Here is a 20,550-nt window from a genome sequence, read left to right as displayed (position 1 = left end):
TTGGTACCGCCGATAGGTTTATTAGGAAGTCCCTATAGCTATCAGGATGCCGCGAAATTGAAAATTCATTTTTGACAAACTCTTATGTGCCCGCCTTTGTCACCAGCCAGGCTTGCTCTGAGATAGATTACGTTTCAAGTATAAAATAATCAGGCTGCATTACTAGTTCACTAAACTGAAACTCTTCTTTCAAAAACTGTAAAGCCTTTTCTGAATAAAAAAAACTATGGGTAAAATCATTTTTGTATGCCCAGGATTCAAAATCTTGTTCGGGCTGAAGTAGTGCTGTTTTGCAGTAGAGCTTACTATTTTTTGGTTTTAATAGGGATTTTAATTGTGAAAACGCTTCATAAGGATTGTGAAAGTGCTCAATGACTTCACAACAAACAATATAATCGTAAGTTTCTTGTAATACCGAAGCTTCATTGTGGTAATAGATGTCATATTGCCTGATCCGAAGCCCTTCTTTCTTCAATAACTTAGATAATACAGGATTAGGACCGCAACCATAATCCAAACCCGTTTGAGAAGCACTTTGATTTTTAACAACAGCATTACGCAGCGGTTCTAGAAATTTTAGATAGCCCTTATTGTCTAGACTGTTCTCGTGTTTGTCGTAGCGTTTTTTTTCAGCTTTTGCTGAAGGAAGATCGTTAGGGTCTAAAAAAACAGATGCACAAAATGTGCATCTGTTATAAATTCTGCCCTGATATGTCCCAAAATAATCTGAATCGTGCTTACAGAGCGGACAAGACATAGCTTAATAAAGCGATTTAAGCTTACTTAACTTAGCTTTCCAGATTTCTAGAGTCTTTTTGTGTGCGGCAATATTTTTATGCACTTCTTTGACTAATGGATTATCATCATCAACGTGTTGAAAGAACCCTAAATTATTTTCAAGCTGATTGATTTCGGCTTTTACTTCATCAATCTTTTTGGTTATAAAATAATGCTCTTTATTGAGTGCTTGATTACTGTCTTCATCGGCGATCGCTGCAACTCGATTTTCATATTTGATAAGTTCAGATTCTTTCTTACTTAAGTCTAGCTTCTTAAACAAGCCGTCTAAAACTTTATTAAAATCTTGCTCGATGCTCTTTTTAGAATGCGGTACCCGGCCGGTATCTTTCCATTCTTTAATGATTGATTTGATCGTTTTCAGGTCATCTTCATGATTACCCGATAATTCAATATTCTTTACTTTTTCTAGTAAAGTATTTTTTTCTTCTAGATTGCCTTTTTCTTCCTCAAGAACTTCTTTCTTTTCAGCGTGAAGACGGTCAAAGAAGTGATTACACGCTTTTTTGAAGCGTTTCCAAATTTTATCACTGTCTTTACGAGGAACGTGACCAATTTTTTTCCAATCTGCCTGAATGCGTTTCATCAGATCTATGGTCACTTTGATGTCTTCGTTGTCCTTATTGTCTTCGGCTATTTGAACCAGTTCTAGCTTTTTCTGTAAGTTTTCATATTGCTGTTTTTTCTGGTTTTTATAAAAGCTATTCTTGTTATGATTAAATTCTCGAGTAGCCTTTTTGAAAGCTTTCCAGGTAGGTTCATTTTCCTTTTTAGGCACTTTACCTATTTTGAAAAATTCTTCACGCAAGGCATTAACCTCTTTCATTTGCTTTTGCCAGCCATTGTGAGCTGAGGCAGGATTAGCAGCAATTGTTTCAATTTTTGCGATTACTTCCTGTTTTTTGTCAAGATTTTCTTCATAAACCTTATCAATGTTTTTGAAGTATTCTTGACGTGCATCGTGAATTTTACGCGTAGCTGCACTAAACTTTTCCCAGATTTCTTCACGATATTCTTTAGACACAGGACCTACTTCTTCCTTCCAGATTTTGTGAAGCATTTGTAACTCCTTAAATGCGCGATTTACGTCAGGTTCCTGCGCAAGCTCTTCTGCTTGCTCGATAAGCTTAAGTTTTTTGTCAAGATTTTCTTTAAAATCTTTATCTCTAAACTCTCTGTTGAGATGTAGAAAATCGTAGAAATTTTCAATGTGATGGTGGTAATTGTTCCACACAAGATTGTAACGATCACGTGGAATATTACCGGCATTTCTCCAGCGTTCCTGAATGTCTTTGAACTTCTCAAAAGTGGTATTTATACTGTCTTCACCACCAACTTCATTTTTGAGCTCTTTCAACTCTTCAATTAGTGCATTGCGTGTCTCCAGATTGGCGTTGAGATCTTTTTTGAGATTTTTATAGTAGTTGTTGCGCTTGTCGCGATAATCGAAATAAAGCGAATTGAATTCTTTCTTAAGCGGGCTATAATACCTGAAGTCGATGATGTTTCCACCTTCTTCAAGAAACTTTTCTTTAGCCTGCTCTTGCTCATCTTCAAATTGCGAAATAAAAGCTGCACGCAACTCGGTTACATGTTCTTTAATCGCTTGAACTTTATGATTATTAAGCAAATATTTAAACTCTTTGATGAGTTCTTCTTTACTTAGGCTGTCATAATCCTTTTTAGGAATGTCGTGACGCTCAGAGGCGCTCTCATCTTCACTATCTTCATTAAGAGCAGCGTCAAGATCATCAGGATCACTATCTTGATCATCCTCCTCATCTTCTGCTACAAAATCCTCGTCATGCTCTTCTTCATTAGCGTCATTGGTTTTTGCGTCTTTAATTACATCTATAGATTCTGTAACCAGCTCTTCTTCTTGCGTAGTAGATGCTTCCTGAGTTTCGCTAGCCGAAGTTTTAGCTTCTTGAGATTCTTTTATTGAATCTTTTGAAGCAGTTTCTTCAACATTCTTATCGGTATTGGATGCTTTTTTTTCTTCTGACATTTGTTTCAATGTTATGGTGCTTTAATAAGTATTTAAAGATACTATTAAGTAAGCAATTAACAAGAGCAGAAGGGTAGAAGGCTGCTAATTCCAGATTTTCCAGGCGGCCTCGGCTTGAAGTTTCAACATCTCATAACCATTGCAGATGCGGGTTCCGTGTTCTTTTCCGTTTTTAAGAAACTGAGTTTCAACCGGGTTATACACAAGATCATACAGCAAGTGATTTTTAGAAAGCAACCTGTAAGGTATTTTAGGACAATCTGTTATGTTGGGGTAGGTGCCCAACGGAGTCGTGTTGATGATCAGGGTATATTTTGAAAGCAATGCAGCATTGAGCGCATCGTAAGAAAATTGGTCTTTTTTAGGAGTTCTTGATACAAATTTGAACGAAATATCTTCGAGCTCAAGCGCATAAGCAATCGCTTTTGATGCGCCGCCGGTACCTAAAATCAACGCGTGTGTATGTTTTTGAACAGTTAAAAACGGTTGAAGCGACTTGCGAAAGCCTAAATAATCGGTATTGAAGCCTTTGAGTTTGCCGTTAGTCAGGCGCTTGATGGTATTAATAGCTCCTATAGCACTTGCGTGTTTGTTAAGCTCATCAAGATAGGGGATTACCACTTCTTTATACGGAATAGTCACATTAAAACCATCGCAATCCTCATTGGTGTCTAAAAGATTTTTTACCTCTTCTGGTGTAGTGCAGTCGTAATTTGAATATAAACCGTCAATGGATTCATTTTCAAATTTCTCGGTAAAATATTTTCGAGAGAACGAGTAGTCAATGTTTTTTCCTATAAGTCCAAGTTTAATCATATCGGTTGGGTAATTCAATAGTTTTTGGTTGGGTTGGCTGCAAATGTCAGCTTTAGTTTAATTCTTTGCACGGGTTTTTTCCCCGTATTTTCCTAAAGCAACCACACTAAAAATACCTATAAGAATAAAAACCGTTGCCAGGCAGTTTTCTAAAGAAAGACTCGAAGGCCAAAAACGATCATAATTGGTAAGAATAGGATCACCTACGCGGTCGTAGTTAATTTCGCCTAATTCGTTGCGTTCAAAAACAGGGTTTTTCCAAGGCCAAACAACGCCTAAAGAACCTGCGATAAACCCAATGATTCCGGCGTTTGTCTGATTTTTATAGTGCTTTAACAAGTAGCCTAAAAAGTTAGACAAGGTGACTAAACCGGTAACCGAACCTAAGGTGAATACCGCAATTACTTTTAATAAACGCACACGATGCGGATCGTTTATGAAAGAAAAATCAGCTTGAACCAAATCGGATAGGGTGTCGTATAGCGCATTTACAGAATCTACCAGAAGTAACACATAGTTACCTAGGAGAATCAAAATGAATGATCCTGATAATCCGGGTAAGGTCATCCCAGAGACGCCAATGATTCCGCAGAAAAATACAAAGATGAGATTGTCATTTTGTGTAGCAGGTTCTAACAAGCTTATCAAGACTCCGGTTATGATTCCCAGTGAAAGAATAATGATATTTTTTTGAGACCAGTCGTCAAAATCTTTACCTATGTAGTAAATACTGCCAATGATCATCCCAAAAAATGTGCTCCATACATGAAGCGGATAATGCTCAATCGCTACATCAAGTAATTTTGAAACGCTAAAATAACTGATGATCATTCCTAAAATGAGCAGAAATAAAAATCTTCCATTTACATAGCGTACAAAACTGCGGAACCTTCCGTTCAAAAGGAGTTTGAACGCATTTTTATTCACTTTTTGTAGCGAATAAATAAATTCTTCATAAAACCCTGCAACATAAGCTACAACACCACCAGAAACGCCGGGTACTTTATTGGCCGCTCCCATAGCAAGCCCCTTAAGTACCAGCCAGATTTTATCTGAAAAAGAGCGGTGTTTAGATTCCATTATTTTGTTTAGAATTCGCAAAGCGTTCTAACAGAAAAATAGTTAAAAAGCCAATTATTGCCAATACGCTTACCAAAATGATTTTAGGGTCGCCTTCAAAATTTTGTGGCAAAATGCTTTTTTCTAGAAGCGGAACTTGCTGCCCGTGCGAATTTGTGCGATAAGAAAGCACCTCTTTCCAAGGCCAAACTTTATTTAAAGCACCAATCATAAAACCGGTGAGTAATGCCAGCGTAAGGTTTTGATAATTTTTAAAGAGGTAGGTGAGTACTTTAGAAAATGCTTTTAAACCGGTAACACATCCCAACATAAAAAGAATGAGGCGTAATAAAGCGTCTTTAAGCGCCGAAAAGTCTAAGGCTAAAAGCGCATCAACAAAATTACGTACGGTTCCTAAAACAATACTGTAGGAGCCTAAAAGTAATAGGATAAAAGAACCCGATATTCCCGGAAGGATCATTGCAATGATTGCTATAAATCCTGAAAGAAAAATAAACCAATAACTCGCACCGGTACTCAAAGGCTCTGCAATGGTGATGTAGTATGAGACCACAATGCCTATTACGCCTGAAATAACTACACCAACATTCCAGGATTTAATTTGAGATCCTATATAAAGAATACTGGCAACGATGAGTCCAAAAAAGAATCCCCAAAGCAACAGCGGGTGTTCTTCTAATAAGAAGGTAATGAGCTTTGCAAGGGATAGAATACTGAGGCCAATACCTAAAAAAAGAGCACCAAGAAATTTTAAATTGTATGCTTCTGCAGCAGCTTTGAATCCCTCTTTCTTCCAAACTTTAAAAAAGGATGTATCTAGCTTATCTATCGTGGCGATGAGTTCTTCATAAATACCGGCGATAAATGCGATTGTTCCTCCTGATACTCCAGGAACTACATCTGCAGCACCCATAGCCAAACCTTTTAAAGTAATGACAGCATAATTAACTAGAGATCGTTTCTGAGACATGGTTTGGTTTTGATTATGCCTCAAATGTATGAAAGAAATATAAAATCTATCTCTAAACCGCAGGGATAGTATAAAGAAAAGCCACATCGTTTTTACAATGTGGCTTCTGTTTAAATTTTGCCTTTAATTTTAGGATTTTTTTGCCTTTTTTATTTTTTTCAAGACGCTGCGTTTGGCATAGACAAAAGGAAAAAGTTCTTCGAGAATGATGTCATAATCCGGTTCTAAACGTAAAGCATTCTCCAGGTGAAAATATCCTTTTTCATCTTGATTTAGGCTGAAGTATAAGCCTGCTAATCTAAATTCAATCTGAGGAGATTCAGGATAAAACTCTATGGCTTCAAACAAGTTGGTTACGGCTGCTTCATATTCACCCAGGTAAATAAGAATATCGCATCGGGTCAACCAGGTGTCTAGTTCATAGTTACCTAATTCTAAGGTTTTACGATAACCGCGTTCTGCTTCCTCGTAAAATTTTAAACGGTTGTTTATTTTCGCATAGCGTTTCCAATACAAAACATTTTCACCATCAATATTTATGGCTTTGTTGATGTAGTAGAGCGCATTTTGATAATCCATCTTCTTGGTATAGAAATCGGTTATCGCGATCCAACCCTTGTCTAGCAATGGATCTTCTTTTACCGTTTTTAAAAAGAATTCAATGGCAAGATCATCACAATGCAACTTTTGATAGCATTTACCCATTCTTAAGTAGGCAAATGATGTGGGATCATCTAAGCCTAAAGTTATTTGATAATTTTCTATCGCTTCATTATAGCGACCTAATTTTTCAAGCACTTTTCCTTTTTCAAAATAAGCGCCGATAAAGGTGTCATCACTAATAATCGCAAAATCGTAAGCAGCGAGTGCTTTGGTGTAATTTTTCAGGTCAAAATATTGTTTCCCTACTTGATGCCAAGCCACTTCGCAGTATGGATTTTTGTCAAGAAACATATTGAGGTAATCTATTGCTTCCTCGTGTTGTTCTAAAAAGTCAAAGCAATAAATCACATTATACAATGCCGAATAGTCATCTTCATCAACTTCCAGACATTTCATAAAGCTGTATTTAGCTTTTTGAAAGTCGTCCATAAACAAATATTCCATTCCTATAAGAGAATAGATATCGGCATCGGCGTCTGTAAGTTCAAGAGCAGTTTCTAGCAATTCGATCGCCATTTTATGATCATCTCGTTTAGAGAAAATATTGGCTTTTTGAATGTAAACTTCTTCGTTTTGAGGTTCTAATTCATAAAGTTCTGCCAGTAAACGATCTGCTTCATCAAGCTTGTTCTCAAAAATTAAAATTTCAATCTTAAAAAGCTTGAGGTTTGAGGAGGAAGGGTGCTGGTCAAGACCAAGTTTTACAGCTTTCTTTGCGAGTGCAATTTTGCCATTTTCTAAGTAATGGTTGACAATATTCTCAAATTCATCCGAATCGAAGAAAAGGACATCATTTGTCTTTAACATAGATTCAAAACGGGTGAGCGGGAAATTATTCTCTTCGTGTTCTTGATTAAACTTCATACACGTTGCTTTTAAAATTTCTGCCTATATAAATTTATAAAGGATAATAGGCAGAAGGCTGTGCGCTACATATTGTTGTTAACAAAGTAATCAACAATTGCGCCCAAACAGCTGATTATGACAATTTAGTCGCTATTTTATCTAAAACCTTAAGCAAGATCTCACAACCTTTAACAATCTCATCTTCAGAGATGGTGAGTGGTGGGGTGATGCGAATGGCCTTAGTTTCAAACAACAACCAAAATAAAATTAAACCTTCATCTTGAGCCATCAAGATGGCCTCGTTTGTAATTTCTGCGGAAGGCGTAAGGGCAGCCAGCATAAGCCCTTTACCGCGAACTTCGGTAATGAGTTGATGCTTCAATAAGCTTCTAAACAGGTTTTCTTTTTCTAAAGTTTGCTGAATGAGGTCTCCTTCTAAGATCGTTTTTGAGGTTGCTAAAGCTGCTGCTGCAATGACAGGATGACCACCAAATGTGGTTATATGTCCCATTTTAGGATTGTCTGAAAGTAAACGCATGTGCGCCGTTGAAGCGGTAAAAGCACCAATGGGCATTCCGCCGCCCATTCCTTTTCCCATTACCACAACATCAGGAACCACGTTATAATTCTCAAAACCAAAAAAAGCTCCTGTTCTTCCAAACCCAGGCTGTATCTCGTCTAGTATTAAAAGTGCGCCAACTGCTTCACAGCGCTTTTTTACCGCAGTAAGCCAGCCATTTTCTGGTTGAATAAATCCGGCACCACCTTGAATGGTTTCTAAAACAACACCCGCTACATCTTCGGTAATCTTTTCTAGATCTTCAAAACTATTGAAGTTGATATGAGAGATGTCACCTACAACTGGTCTAAACGGTGCAACGCGTTCCTCATAATTCATCAAACTCAATGCGCCAAAGGTATTCCCGTGATAGGCTTGATTTGCAGAAATGATCTTACTACGGCCGGTGACTCGACGGGCGAGTTTCATTGCGCCATCTATAGCTTCAGTACCGCTGTTTACCAAATAGGTTTGTTCTAGTGGATCAGGAAGATTTGCAGCAATTAAACGTGTCAATTCAACTGCCGGGTCTTGGGCATATTCACCATATACCATCACATGCAAATATTTTTCACTTTGCTCTTGAATGGCTTTTACTACCGCAGGATGGCAATGCCCGATACTCGCAGCAGAAACTCCGGCTACAAAGTCTAAATACGCTTTTCCTGAAGTATCATAAATGTAGCTGCCTTTAGCGTGCGAAACTTCCATCGCAAGAGGATGCGGACTCGTTTGCGCCTGATATTTAAGGAAATCAGCTTTCATTATCTGTTGAATCTTTAGCTTTTAAATTGGGCAATTCTTTGACTTTAAATTTAGGAGTAGGTTTTTCTCTTTTCGGAGTTTTAGTTTCCTTTTTTATGGTTGCCTTATCACTCATTGGGACGCCAATCTCTGGAGCGTCTTCCTCTCGATTTTTTAGATCTGAGGGAGTCAGTTTTGAGGCTTCAGGAATATCGAGTTCTTCATCAGGAATGCTGTTATCAAAGAAGTCTTCATCGATTTCTGGCAGAGGTATACCTTCAATTTTTGTAAGTGTAAAAGGAGCCTCTCCTTTAAAAATATCTTCTTTTGTGAGCAAACGTTCGTCACCACGCCAGACCAATCCTTCAAATTCTCTGGATTCTTTAGGGAATTTTGAAAGTGGAAAAACCTCACCATCAACCTGCTTAAATTTTGTAATCGTTACCAGCGCATTATTTTCTAAAATGGCTCTAATCGACGCCGATTTACTTTTGTCTATTCCTTGTAATTCTCCATCATCAGCACGCATATAATTGATGCTTTCAGCATTTTTTATAATATCTATCTGATGAAGCGCATTGTCTTGAAATGTTCCGTAGAGGACATCTCCTTTCACTTGATTGAATCCACTTTTCTCTTGATCAAACAGCGGAATCGTATCCTGTTGTACCAAAAATGCATTGTCAAAAACATGAAGTGAATCTAATTGTTCGGTTTTTGTGTTGCTTTGTAAGTGAATAGAATCGCCCGTCATCTGGCTTAGGCCGCTCCATAACACAGGCCTCCCAATGAGCTGGGTAAGACCATTGGCTTGGTTGATATGAATGGAGTCACTTTTACCGCTCATATCACTTTTAAAAAGCCGTACATTGTAATAGCCGCGTACGATGCGTTTTTCAGGAACTCCGGTTACCACAAGTCGATCGCCGTGTACATAAATCGAATCCTGATCTTGTACCGTTATCGCAACGGCTCTTTTTGTAATGAATACTGAATCTTTATCCTTGAACACTTCAGCATAATGTCCTTTGATCACACTGTTATTTGCGGTGTCTATAACGCGTATATTGTTTGTGGCCGAAGCAAAACTTGTAGGACGGTCAAAATATAAACTATCGCCATACACGGTGCGATTGTCATAGTCTATGCGCGAATTTTTAACAAAATACCCATTGTCATTGCGCGTGTCATAATACCCACGCTCACAATACACGGTGCTGGTTTCACTTGTAATGGTAGACGGGCCGTATAAATAAGCGGCACCAGATTCTGAATAAAAATCAAGTTGGTCGCTATTAATTACATATTCAGGATTGGTAACAACTACATTTTGAATAAAGGAATATTTATCCTGATCTAAATAATACCGTCCTATTTTACTTTCGATAACACTAGCAGTATCGCGTAATGTACCTCCGGTTCTGTAATAGGCCTGTTGTTTTATTCGATTAAAATAAAGTGTATCTGTGTCTAAGGTAGCGGTTGGTGTTCTGAGATTGACACCACCAGAAGCCCAGGCAAATTGTGTGTCGCCATTATACTCGGCATAATTGCTGCGCATACTTATGGTATCGCCTTGCTTCATACGTACATTACCAATGGCGCGCACAAAATTTTCAGCTTTATAATGAAAAGCTAGATCACACCACATCTCAATACCTTCGTGCTGAATGTATACTTGCTTAGTGCTTTTGTACATTACCAAGGCTCCGGGATATTTCTCTTCATCGATTTGTGAAACGTCAGATTGAATATCCAACTCCTTCTTTTCTTGAGCCGAAAGACTAATCGAAAAAAGAACGAGAAACAGAAGTGCGCTTTTTCTAAAAAAATTGAGCATAGCAAATTTTGATGCAAATATAACGGAAAAACAGCCGCTTCAAGTATGTGTTCAAATCAAAAATCTAAAGCGTTTAAAACCTGTGAATTCTATTCCCTTTGCGCCGCTTTGATCATCTCGATGTAAAAATCTTTAGTAAGTTGACTTTTTGAAACGCCTATTTTTTCCATAAGCGCGTAAAGCTTTTCAAAAAGTGCATCGGTGTGAGATTCTACGTTGGTGTTGGTTTCGATTTCAATGAAAGAATCTTTGAGTTCGTCAAATTGGACCAAAGCAATTTCAACTGAAGCCTCTAAATACCTTAGATTGAAGATTTCGCAATGCTTGGTATAATGCGCGCTTTTTTGGTAACCTAACTTAAAAAGGATCTGCTCCGTGTTATAATGGTCTAAAACTAAGGTTTCATATTCAGGCTTTGAACGTGTTACTTGCTCAAAAGGCTTGTCTTTAAAGGTGAGGTAGTGTTTGGCCTCAGCAGTATCCAGATTTGTTTTCGTACGTAATCTAAATTCTTGATCTTCCTGAGTGAGCTTAGCGTTTATGTCATAATAGCGATCGTCGTAATCTAATTTGTAGTGCGAATCAATATTCAGCTTTTGAATTTGAGTACGTGTTTGCTCATAATCTTTTAGCCGTGCAGTAAGTTCTACTTCGTACATAAAATGCTTTTTGTAAACTAAAAATACACATCTAAGCTTAGAAGAAATTTAAAACTGAACGACTTTATGAATAAAAGTCAATTTTTTTATAACCGGAGGGGAAAGCACAAATGGGTAAGCATCTTGATGCCCCATACTTCGATTAAGCGAATTGAGCGCGTAGGTTAGGGGTAAATAATGTTTAATGATGTTCTGAAAATCTTTTTCCTCATAGGGGTCAAAATCACAGGCAACCTCAAGGTTAGGTACTTTAGATATTTCTGGATCTAAGCTTAGACCAAAGCTATACGAGGTTTCTAGCATATCCATTAGATGCAGGTAGTGGGCCCAAGTTTCTGCCCAATCTTCCCAAGCGTGCATGGTTGCATAACTGCTGATGTAATTTTCGCGCCAATTTTCAGGTGCGCCATTTTTGTAATGCGCTTGCAAGGCAGCACCATAGTCTTGAGTATCATCCCCAAAAAGTGCTCTAAATTCTTCAAGTTTTTTTGGGTTAGGCTGAATTAGAACTTCCCAGTAAAAGTGACCAACTTCGTGTCTAAAATGCCCCAAAAGCGTTCGATAGCGTTCTGAAAGTTGCTCTTTGATGTATTCTCTATGTGCTGCATTGGCTTCCTGAATATTAAGTGTTATCAATCCGTTTGCGTGTCCTGTTTTTATGGCAGAAGGATTGTTAGGATCTGGAGCCAAAAAATCAAACCTAAGATTCAGCGGTTGATCATTAATGTTGAATTTTGTAGGAAGCTTCAGTTTATGAAGTGAGTAAAATAAGCGATGTTTTGCTGTTTCAATTTTCTGCCAATCCAGTTTATTCTCTGCATCATTCAAATCGGGAATAGTTCGATTAGAACTACAAGCTTCACAAAAAGAAGTGCCACTTTCGGTAGAAACCAGCCAATTGCAAGCATTGTGCTTGTGATTGGCGCAGTAGGTGAGTGCGCTCCCTTGCTGTAACGGACTATAAACTGTTTTGCTTGCTGCAGGGAAGGAAAGAATTTCTTCAATTGTATTGAAGTAGCCCAAATTATTACCGCATTTTTCGCAGGTTGTATTTTCGAAATACACCGGATTCTTACAATTAGTACACTGAAAAAGTTTCATGGGCTTATGGTTGGTAGTTTGTTGTAAATGTAGTGTTTAGCTGGACTAACTTTTCTTAATGCTTTTAGAAATAATGCATAAAAAAATCCGAAGCAGTACTTCGGATTTTTATCAATTAATATGGTCTTGTAACTATCTGTGAATCGTTTGTGTTCTATCTGGTCCCACAGAAACGATTTTGATAGGTACATTTAATTCTTTTTCTAAGAATTCGATATACGCATTAAGCTCTTTAGGAAGTTGCTCATCGCCTTTCATTTTGGTAAGGTCTTCTTCCCAGCCTTTCATTTCAGAATATACAGGTTCTACATTTTCAGGCTCGATGTTGTAAGGAAGGTGGTCAATAACTTCGCCTTTATATTTGTATTGCGTACAAATTTTAAGCGTGTCAAAACCACTCAAAACATCGCCTTTCATCATCATCAATTGGGTTACCCCGTTTACGCGAACAGCATACTTTAGTGCTACAAGGTCTAACCATCCACAACGGCGAGGTCTTCCTGTAGTTGCTCCAAACTCGTTACCTACGCGTCCCATAGTTTCACCAACTTCATCAAAAAGTTCGGTAGGGAAGGGGCCAGAGCCTACACGTGTCGTGTATGCTTTAAAAATCCCAAATACATCACCTATTTGATTAGGTGCTACTCCAAGTCCTGTACAAGCACCGGCGGCAGTAGTATTTGAAGATGTTACAAAAGGATAGGTTCCAAAATCAATATCTAATAAAGATCCCTGTGCACCTTCAGCTAAAATAGATTTTCCGGCTTGTTGTGCCTGGTATAGATATTCTTCAGAATCGATGAAGGTTAACTCTTTTAAAACTTCGACAGCCTTAAAGAATTCAGCTTCTAATTCGTCAAGATCATATTCAATTTTTGCATCATAAAAGTCAATCATATCAATATGCTTGTCTCTTAATGCTGCATAGCGGTCTTTCCAGTCTTCAAGCTCAAGGTCTCCTACGCGAATACCGTTACGCCCGGTTTTATCCATATACGTTGGGCCGATACCTTTTAAAGTAGAACCAATTTTTGCCTTTCCTTTTGAAGCTTCAGAAGCAGCATCAAGTAAGCGATGCGTAGGTAAGATTAAGTGCGCTTTGCGCGAAATAAGAAGTTTCTCTGCGATATTCAGTTTAAACTGCGCTAGATTGTCTAATTCTTTTTTAAAGATGACAGGATCAATCACGACGCCATTACCAACAAGGTTGATGGCGTTCTCGTGAAATATACCCGATGGGATCGTGTGTAAAACGTGTTTGATGCCATCAAATTCAAGGGTGTGTCCTGCATTAGGCCCGCCTTGAAAGCGCGCAATAATATCATAATCTTTTGTAAGAACATCTACGATTTTGCCCTTACCTTCGTCTCCCCATTGGAGACCAAGAAGTAAATCTACTGCCATTTATGAGTTGTTGTCTTCGGTTGTATTTTCGGTTGAATCTTTTTGCTTTCTGTTACCGTAAAAATAAAGGGAGTGTTTATTGATATCAATATCAAAAACCTCTTCTATGGTTTTTTTGATAGACTCGATACGCGGGTCACAAAACTCTATGACCTCACCGGTATCTGTAAGAATAACGTGGTCGTGCTGCTTGTCAAAATAGGATTTCTCATATTGAGATTGGTTTTGGCCAAATTGATGCTTACGCACTAAACCACAAGCCAGTAGAAGTTCTATCGTGTTGTAAAGCGTCGCTCTACTTACCCGATATTTTTTATTCTTCATACTGATGTACAGGGTCTCGATATCAAAATGATCATTGTAATTATAAATCTCCTGTAAGATCGCATAACGCTCTGGAGTTTTACGATGACCGTTTTCTTCTAGAAACTTAGTGAAGACGTTTTTAACGACTTCCTGATCTTTATTTATTGTAGCTTTTGGTATCATAATAGTTTTGCAAACTTACGCATTTACAGACGTATGACTTTGTCGATACCGTTTATTTTTTTCAAGTTTTCGATGAGCCTGTGTAAATGCTTCTTGTTTTGAACGATGACCGTAATGTTACCTTTAAAAACGCCATCGTTGGTGGTAAAATTCAAGCCACGCATATTTACGTGCATATGTTCTGAAATTTCACGGGTCACGTGATTAACCAGTCCGAGGGTGTCGATTCCTGTTAATTCAAGATCTGCTCTAAATTCTTGAGCAGAGGAGTCTATCCATTTTGCAGGAATAATGCGATAGGCATAATTACTTTGTAATTGAATCGCATTAGGACAGTTTTGTTTATGCACTTTGATACCGTCTGAAACGGTAGTGAAACCAAAAACTTTATCACCTGGAATAGGGTTACAGCAAGGAGCTAGGGTGTAGTCTAACTTTTGCTCGTCTTTACCAAAAACAAGGAGGTCAAATTTATCGGTAATCTCATCTTTGTCTACGTTTTCTGCAACCGGTGTTTTTCTGATCTTATTCTTAAAGAAGCTTACAATGGCACTGCTGCGTGAGGCTGCATACTCTTTGATCATTTTATTGTCGATCGTTCCGATACCTACTCTGTAAAAAAGATCCAGGCTCGTTTTAAGCTTAAAATAAATGACCATCTCATTGATGATGTTTTGATCCAACGAGATTTTTTGAGAGCGCAACTTGCGGGTAAGAATCACTTTACCGTCCTCGGCGATGGTTTTCTTCTCGTCTTTAAGCGAAGATTTAATCTTAGATCTGGCGCGGGCAGTCGTTGCATAATCCAACCAGTTGTTGTTAGGCTTTGCATGCTCAGAAGTGATGATCTCCACTTGATCTCCACTTTTTAATTCGTGACTTAGTGGAACCAATTTTCCATTTACACGAGCGCCGCGGGTATGCATTCCTATTTCGGTGTGAATACTGAAAGCAAAATCAAGCGGTGTAGCCGCTTTTGGTAAGGATTTTAGATCCCCTTGCGGCGTAAATACAAAAATCTCTTTGTTGTAAAGGTTGAGTTTAAATTGTTCTACAAAGTCAACAGCGTTGGTCTCATTATTCTCGAGGGCATCTTGTAGACGGTTAAGCCATTCATCAAGGGTTTGGTCTTCTTCATTTTCATTGGAAGCTCCTTGCTTGTATTTATAATGCGCAGCATAACCTTTTTCTGCAATTTCGTTCATACGCTCAGAACGTATTTGCACTTCAACCCAACGTCCTTTTAAGCCCATAACGGTGATGTGAAGCGCTTCATATCCAGTTGATTTTGGAGATGAAATCCAGTCGCGTAAGCGTGTGGGATTGGGTCTAAAGTGATCTGTAACTATGGAATAGATTTTCCAAGCCAGAAATTTTTCGCTTTCAGGGGTTGCCTTGTAAATAATTCTGATCGCAAACTTGTCATAAACCTCGTCAAACGGAATATTCTGTTTGAGCATTTTACGACGAATACTATAGATAGATTTCGGGCGGCCTTTGATCTCGTAATCCAGAATTTCTTTATCAAGCGATTGCTGAACCGCGCGTGTAAACTCTTCAATATATTGATCTTGCTGCTCTTTGGTCTCTTTCATTTTGCGAGAAATATCTTTGAATATTTCTGGCTCTGTGTATTTTAGACCAAGATCCTCAAGTTCGGTTTTGATGTTGTAAAGCCCTATTCTATGCGCAAGAGGAGCATAGATGTATAGTGTTTCACTTGCAATTTTAATTTGCTTATCAGGCCGCATAGAATCCATTGTTTGCATATTGTGCAAACGGTCTGCGATCTTGATGATAATTACCCTAACGTCGTCGTTTATGGTAAGTAACATCTTTCTAAAATTCTCTGCCTGTAGCGAGACGTCCCGGTGTTTTTTAAGATTTGAGATTTTTGTGAGTCCGTCAACGATTCTGGCAACTGTAGGGCCAAAACGTTCCTCTAAATCTTCAAGCGTATAAATAGTATCTTCAACAACATCGTGCAAGAGCGCTGCAGCAATAGAGGTCGCATCCATCCCAATTTCACTGGCTACAATGCGTGCAACAGCAAGCGGGTGAAAAATGTAAGCCTCACCAGACTTACGACGTTGATCTTTGTGCGCATCAACAGCTACGTCAAACGCCTCTCTGATCAATTTTTTATCATCATCAGAAAGCGTACGATAACTTATGCGTAACAGTTCTTTATACTGTCTGGCGAGCTCTTTATTTTCTTTTTCTATATCAACGGGAGTCATAATTTAAAAGTACAATTATATCCTAAAAAAGCAAATGGATTTTGACAGTGTTTGAGGTTTATCTGAATAAATAAAAAGCGTGTTTTTTACGCTTTTAAATTGCGGTAACGCTGCAAAAGCGTAGGATGAGAATAATGCAATTTTACATACAATGGATGCGGAGTTAAATTACTCAGATTGTTGCGGGACAATTTTTTAAGCGAAGTGATCAAAGGGTCTCCCGCGTAGGTGTTTTTGGCAAAATTATCGGCTTGATACTCAAATTTTCTGGAAAGCACGCTCATTAAAAATCCGGTGATTCCACTAATGGGGCTATATAAAATACCAAAAGCGATAAGGCCTATATGAAAACTGGGTTCATCAACACCTAAAGCTTCAGAAAAAACAGCGTTGCTGATGAACATGCCTAAAAGCCAAAGCGTAAAACCGGTGAGGATGATGGAGGAAATCAGATTGATGATGATGTGATTTTTTTTGTAATGTCCTACTTCATGCGCAAGAACAGCGACGATCTCTTCTTCGTTCAAATCATTGATCAAGGTGTCGTAAAGGGTAATGCGCTTTTCTGAACCAAATCCTGAAAAATAGGCATTGGCTTTAGTGCTTCGTTTGGACCCATCGATCACAAAAATATTGTTTAGTTTAAAACCTACAGTAGCGGCGTATTGTTCAATTTTATCACGTAACGAACCATCTTCTAACGGAGTTTGTTTATTGAAAAGCGGCACAATAAGTTTGGCATAAAACATATTCATTACCAGAGCAAAAACCGCAAAGACTACCCAGGCGTATACCCAAAATAAATTTCCGCTTATTTGGTAAAACCAAATTATAAGCGCCAATAAACCACCACCAACGATAATAGTCATTAACCAACCCTTCAGTTTATCTGCTATAAAAAGTTTAGGTGTAGATTTATTAAAACCGAAACGCTCTTCAATTACGAATGTCTTGTAATAACTAAAAGGTGTGGTTAAAATATCAGATCCAAGCATAATGATTCCGAAGAAAATAAGACCAACAATAATCTCGTTGTCGCTTATGCTTCTGGCGATTTGATCTACAAAAGCAAACCCATCGAGAAAGAAAAACAATAAAGTTACTACGAGCATAAAGCTCGAAGTAAGCGTACTGAATTTGGCATTTACTTTTTTATATTCTTGCGACTTCCGGTAGGTTTCGCCATCATAAACATCTGCCAATTCTTTAGGGACAGGATCATCAAAATGTTTTGCATTTAACCAATCAAGGAATTGGTCAACAGCAAAACTGATCACGATAAAAGCAATGATGATATAAAAAACAAGAGTGGGTGTCATAATAGGGATTTTAAAGAGTGAAACCGCGTTGCCTGCGTGCTTCAAAAATAAGAATCGCTGCAGCTACCGAAACATTCATCGAGTCTAAACGGCCTTGCATTGGGATGATGATATTTTGTTTTGCGGCAGTACGCCAAGCTTCAGAGAGGCCGTCTGCTTCGGTGCCCACAACCAGGGCAGAAGCTGTGGTGAAATCTTGTTTTTCATAAGAGATCGCTTCCTGTAAAATCGCGGTGTAAATCGCGATGTTTTTTTGTTGCAGAAAATCAATGACCTCTTGTGTGCTTCCCGTGGCAACAGGAACCGTAAAAAGTCCGCCTACGCTAGAGCGTATAATGTTTGGGTTGTAAAGATCAGTTCTGGGATTTGCCAAGATAAAAGCGTCAACACCTGCAGCATCGGCAGTACGTAATAAAGCTCCTATATTCCCCGGTTTTTCTGGTGCTTCAGCAACCATAATTAGCGGGTTTTTAGGAAGATCAAGAGCTGATAACGTGTTTTTTTTCGCTTTCGCGGAAGCGATAATTCCTTCGGTACCTGAGCGGTAAGCGATTTTTTTATAGACCTCTTCGGTAACTTCGATCTGGGTCACTTCAGCAGAAAGTTTTGACTGAAGCGCTGCAAGTTCTTCAAAAGTAGCGATCGCAGAACAAAAGAGAAGTTGCACCAGTTGAAACCCTGCATCCAAAGCGAGATTGATCTCGCGTACGCCTTCGATTAGAAATTCACCCGTTTTACGACGAATTCTGGATTTTTCCTGAAGCGCAACAAAGTGCTTGACGGTTGGATTTTGTGTGCTGCTGATTTCTTTAATCATAAAGCAAAGATACTAAAGCTGTAGCAGCTTATTCTTTATTAGAAGTACTGTCGACCACTTTTTTAAAAACATAATGTTCCTTAAGTGTTTCAAGAAATTTGGTTTTAGAATATCCAGAATCTTGTTTGCTAATCAGTTTAAGATGAAGTCTTTCATTATCTCTTATGATCAAGCTGTCTTGCTCTTCATAGAGTGCGTTAACCACTTTTTGTAAACTGAAATTTTGTGCTTCAAGGCACAGGAGATTTCCATTAGAAGTGGTTTCAAAAGTCAAACGTGGCGCTTCATCAACCAAGTAAGTAAGTCCGGCGGCTTCTATTTTTACTTCGTCATCGTCAACAAGCGTCATAAATACATTGTGATAGAAAAGAATCCCCATCATAATCAGGATGAAATTATGACTAAAATGTCCCAAAATCGCCCAAATATAACCGAGTTTTAGTCTGAAAAAACTAAAAATAATTCCTGCAAAAAGTTGAGCGCCAACAAGAATAGGTGACAACACAAAGAATAAAAAATCGACATTGCTATAATTTGAGATGTGCACAAAGCCAAATGCTGCCGAAAATAGATAGACGATAATACGCAGGTGTTTTCTCCAGAAGGTTTCTAGGTCAACTTTAAAGAGGTAAGCGATCAAACGCATCAGATAGTTGCGCTTGTATTTAAGAGGAAATCTAAAGATGAGTTCTTCGAGTAGGGGAGGCAAAATGGTAACAAAAACAATCGTCATCCAAAAACTGTACAGTTCCTGATTTAATATGTTTTCATAGTCTTCGGTTAAAGGCGCGAGAAAACTTATAAAAATGATCAAGAGGAAGGCAACACCAAAATCATAAACTATCCCGGAAACTAAAAATTTCAGTTTTTGCCAAAGAGAAATTTGAAGTGGGATATCATCTGGCTTTTTGATGAAATCATTAATGATGTGAATTCGTGAGCGTAATCCCATTTCGGCTTAATTATAAAAATTTCTTTTCTGCCTTACTTTTTAAAAATAGGGATTAGATAAGAAATCGTATACCCGTAGCCGGCGCCATACACATTATCAAAAGTGACTTTGTTATATCCCGGAGCATATAGGTTTGTAAAGTCGTCAGGCGCTTTTTGTGAAAGAATACGCTTCAATTGCACGTTGAGACCCATATATAAGTTATTAAATAATTCTACCTGAAGTCCCATCTGAAGTTCTGCCCAGATCAAATTAAGGTTAGAATAATTGCGAGGATTGGTGCGTACATCAGGCTCGTAAAAAGAATTGGTAGTATAAATGGTATAATTATTCAGGTCCTGATTAAATGTGGAAAAGCCTAAGTGAAATCCAACGTAAATGAGATTAGACATCCCTTCCCAATTGTTGTAAGCATTGTAATTGATTCCGGCTTTTAGATAACTTCCTTCAACTTGAGCATCATAAGTAGGCTCATTAAATTCTTTGGTTTCGGTACCTAGTTCTCCGGCCAGATAATACCGGTCTTTAATTCTAAAATCACCAACTATCGCCAGACCTTGATAGGTGTCATCAAGAAAAGAACGCAAGGGTTTGCTAAGTTCTACACCTATGCGCAACCCGTAGCTGTTTGTTTTGGTTGCAGTATCAAGCGTGTCTACAGTTGTTGAATCTGTAGCGCTTTCTTGAGCGATCCCTTGTTCGTTTTGCGCGCAAAGCGAAAAACAAGTCACCAGTGTAAAACTAATGACGAATAAAAACCTGTGTGGTGTCTTCATTAGTTATGGTTCTGGTGTTAATAATAATATCGTCAATCCATCGTCCATCGGTACCTGGATTGTATTGAATAGTGAGATTTGAAAAGCTCACGCGGTAGCCACAAGCTCTGCTGATGAATTCTTCTTGCGGTGTATAATTAAAAGTCACCGTATCTGCGTTATCAGGATCTTCGGCTGCGACGAGGTTATTCGGGTTTTTGACAAAAACCAAAACTGTAGCCGTAGTATCTGTTCGCAATGGGATTTCTACCTGTGAACTACTGGTGTACGGTAGGCTATCAGAAAAATCAGGCTTGTAAATAGTAATATTAAGCGGTTTTTCTTCAGTGGTATTGTCGGTATCTTGAAAACCAATAGTGAGTACCGGTGTAGTAGGTGTGCTCGCTGCACAGATATCATCCCGCTCACAAGAGACCGAAATGACAACAATTAAAAGAAGTAATAAAATACCGTTTTTAAGCATTAGCTT

18 protein-coding genes are annotated in these 20,550 nt (G+C 38.3%); all 18 read right to left on the bottom strand.

The features are described from left to right. Nucleotides 1-127 precede the first annotated feature (127 nt). The 18 genes from WA338_RS12025 to WA338_RS11940 all read right to left on the bottom strand — a co-directional run bounded on the left by WA338_RS12025 (nt 128) and on the right by WA338_RS11940 (nt 20,544). The gene (locus WA338_RS12025; protein ID WP_272984872.1) at nt 128-757 is read right to left on the bottom strand and encodes a class I SAM-dependent methyltransferase; all 630 of its coding nucleotides are present in this window, start codon (nt 755-757) and stop codon (nt 128-130) included. 3 nt (nt 758-760) lie between these two features. Continuing rightward, nucleotides 761-2,806: a DUF349 domain-containing protein gene (locus WA338_RS12020; RefSeq protein WP_009780499.1), complete on the bottom strand. Its 2,046-nt coding sequence runs from the start codon at nt 2,804-2,806 to the stop codon at nt 761-763. An 84-nt stretch (nt 2,807-2,890) separates the two neighbouring features. Then, nucleotides 2,891-3,622: a shikimate dehydrogenase family protein gene (locus tag WA338_RS12015; RefSeq protein WP_272984870.1), complete on the bottom strand. Its 732-nt coding sequence runs from the start codon at nt 3,620-3,622 to the stop codon at nt 2,891-2,893. 57 nt (nt 3,623-3,679) lie between these two features. Continuing rightward, on the bottom strand, nt 3,680-4,702 hold the full coding sequence (locus tag WA338_RS12010; RefSeq protein WP_273016964.1) for a DUF368 domain-containing protein: 1,023 nt from the start codon (nt 4,700-4,702) through the stop codon (nt 3,680-3,682). Next, entirely contained in the window at nt 4,692-5,672 is a 981-nt protein-coding gene (locus tag WA338_RS12005) for a DUF368 domain-containing protein (RefSeq protein ID WP_009780496.1), read from the bottom strand. The genes WA338_RS12010 and WA338_RS12005 overlap by 11 nt, the downstream gene beginning before the upstream one ends. Nucleotides 5,673-5,801: 129 nt before the next feature. Next, a complete protein-coding gene (locus tag WA338_RS12000; RefSeq protein WP_009780495.1) occupies nt 5,802-7,199 on the bottom strand; it encodes a tetratricopeptide repeat protein in 1,398 nt (465 codons plus the stop codon). Between the two features lie 115 nt (nt 7,200-7,314). Then, nucleotides 7,315-8,505 (bottom strand): aspartate aminotransferase family protein, encoded by a 1,191-nt coding sequence (locus WA338_RS11995; RefSeq protein ID WP_009780494.1) that lies wholly within the window; start codon nt 8,503-8,505, stop codon nt 7,315-7,317. Then, the gene (locus WA338_RS11990) at nt 8,495-10,324 is read right to left on the bottom strand and encodes an OstA-like protein (protein ID WP_273016963.1); all 1,830 of its coding nucleotides are present in this window, start codon (nt 10,322-10,324) and stop codon (nt 8,495-8,497) included. The genes WA338_RS11995 and WA338_RS11990 overlap by 11 nt, the downstream gene beginning before the upstream one ends. An 89-nt stretch (nt 10,325-10,413) precedes the next feature. After that, nucleotides 10,414-10,983: a class IV adenylate cyclase gene (locus WA338_RS11985; RefSeq protein WP_272984861.1), complete on the bottom strand. Its 570-nt coding sequence runs from the start codon at nt 10,981-10,983 to the stop codon at nt 10,414-10,416. A gap of 48 nt (nt 10,984-11,031) precedes the next feature. After that, complete coding sequence (locus tag WA338_RS11980; RefSeq protein ID WP_272984859.1) at nt 11,032-12,084, bottom strand: zinc-binding metallopeptidase family protein; 1,053 nt, start codon at nt 12,082-12,084, stop codon at nt 11,032-11,034. A 132-nt stretch (nt 12,085-12,216) separates the two neighbouring features. Beyond that, nucleotides 12,217-13,488 carry an adenylosuccinate synthase gene (locus WA338_RS11975; protein ID WP_272984857.1) on the bottom strand — a complete coding sequence of 424 codons (1,272 nt, stop codon included), beginning with the start codon at nt 13,486-13,488 and terminating at the stop codon, nt 12,217-12,219. Further along, nucleotides 13,489-13,977: a Fur family transcriptional regulator gene (locus WA338_RS11970; RefSeq protein WP_009780489.1), complete on the bottom strand. Its 489-nt coding sequence runs from the start codon at nt 13,975-13,977 to the stop codon at nt 13,489-13,491. It abuts the gene before it with no gap. Nucleotides 13,978-14,000: 23 nt separating this feature from the next. Continuing rightward, a complete protein-coding gene (locus WA338_RS11965; RefSeq protein WP_009780488.1) occupies nt 14,001-16,217 on the bottom strand; it encodes a RelA/SpoT family protein in 2,217 nt (738 codons plus the stop codon). An 86-nt stretch (nt 16,218-16,303) separates the two neighbouring features. Next, the gene (locus WA338_RS11960; RefSeq protein WP_273016962.1) at nt 16,304-17,536 is read right to left on the bottom strand and encodes a M48 family metallopeptidase; all 1,233 of its coding nucleotides are present in this window, start codon (nt 17,534-17,536) and stop codon (nt 16,304-16,306) included. A 10-nt stretch (nt 17,537-17,546) separates the two neighbouring features. Next, the gene (locus WA338_RS11955) at nt 17,547-18,353 is read right to left on the bottom strand and encodes a TrmH family RNA methyltransferase (protein WP_272984851.1); all 807 of its coding nucleotides are present in this window, start codon (nt 18,351-18,353) and stop codon (nt 17,547-17,549) included. Between the two features lie 28 nt (nt 18,354-18,381). Beyond that, nucleotides 18,382-19,305, bottom strand: a complete 924-nt coding sequence (locus tag WA338_RS11950) for a CPBP family intramembrane glutamic endopeptidase (RefSeq protein ID WP_272984849.1) — start codon at nt 19,303-19,305, stop codon at nt 18,382-18,384. A 32-nt stretch (nt 19,306-19,337) separates the two neighbouring features. Further along, nucleotides 19,338-20,081 (bottom strand): DUF6048 family protein, encoded by a 744-nt coding sequence (locus tag WA338_RS11945; RefSeq protein ID WP_273016961.1) that lies wholly within the window; start codon nt 20,079-20,081, stop codon nt 19,338-19,340. Next, entirely contained in the window at nt 20,047-20,544 is a 498-nt protein-coding gene (locus WA338_RS11940; RefSeq protein WP_272984846.1) for a DUF6452 family protein, read from the bottom strand. Before WA338_RS11940 ends, WA338_RS11945 begins: the two co-directional genes overlap by 35 nt. Nucleotides 20,545-20,550: the final 6 nt, after the last annotated feature.

This window comes from Leeuwenhoekiella sp. CH_XMU1409-2 (genome assembly GCF_037029365.1).
In the GTDB taxonomy this organism is placed as follows: domain Bacteria; phylum Bacteroidota; class Bacteroidia; order Flavobacteriales; family Flavobacteriaceae; genus Leeuwenhoekiella; species Leeuwenhoekiella blandensis.
This window is presented reverse-complemented; position numbering and strand designations above follow the sequence as displayed.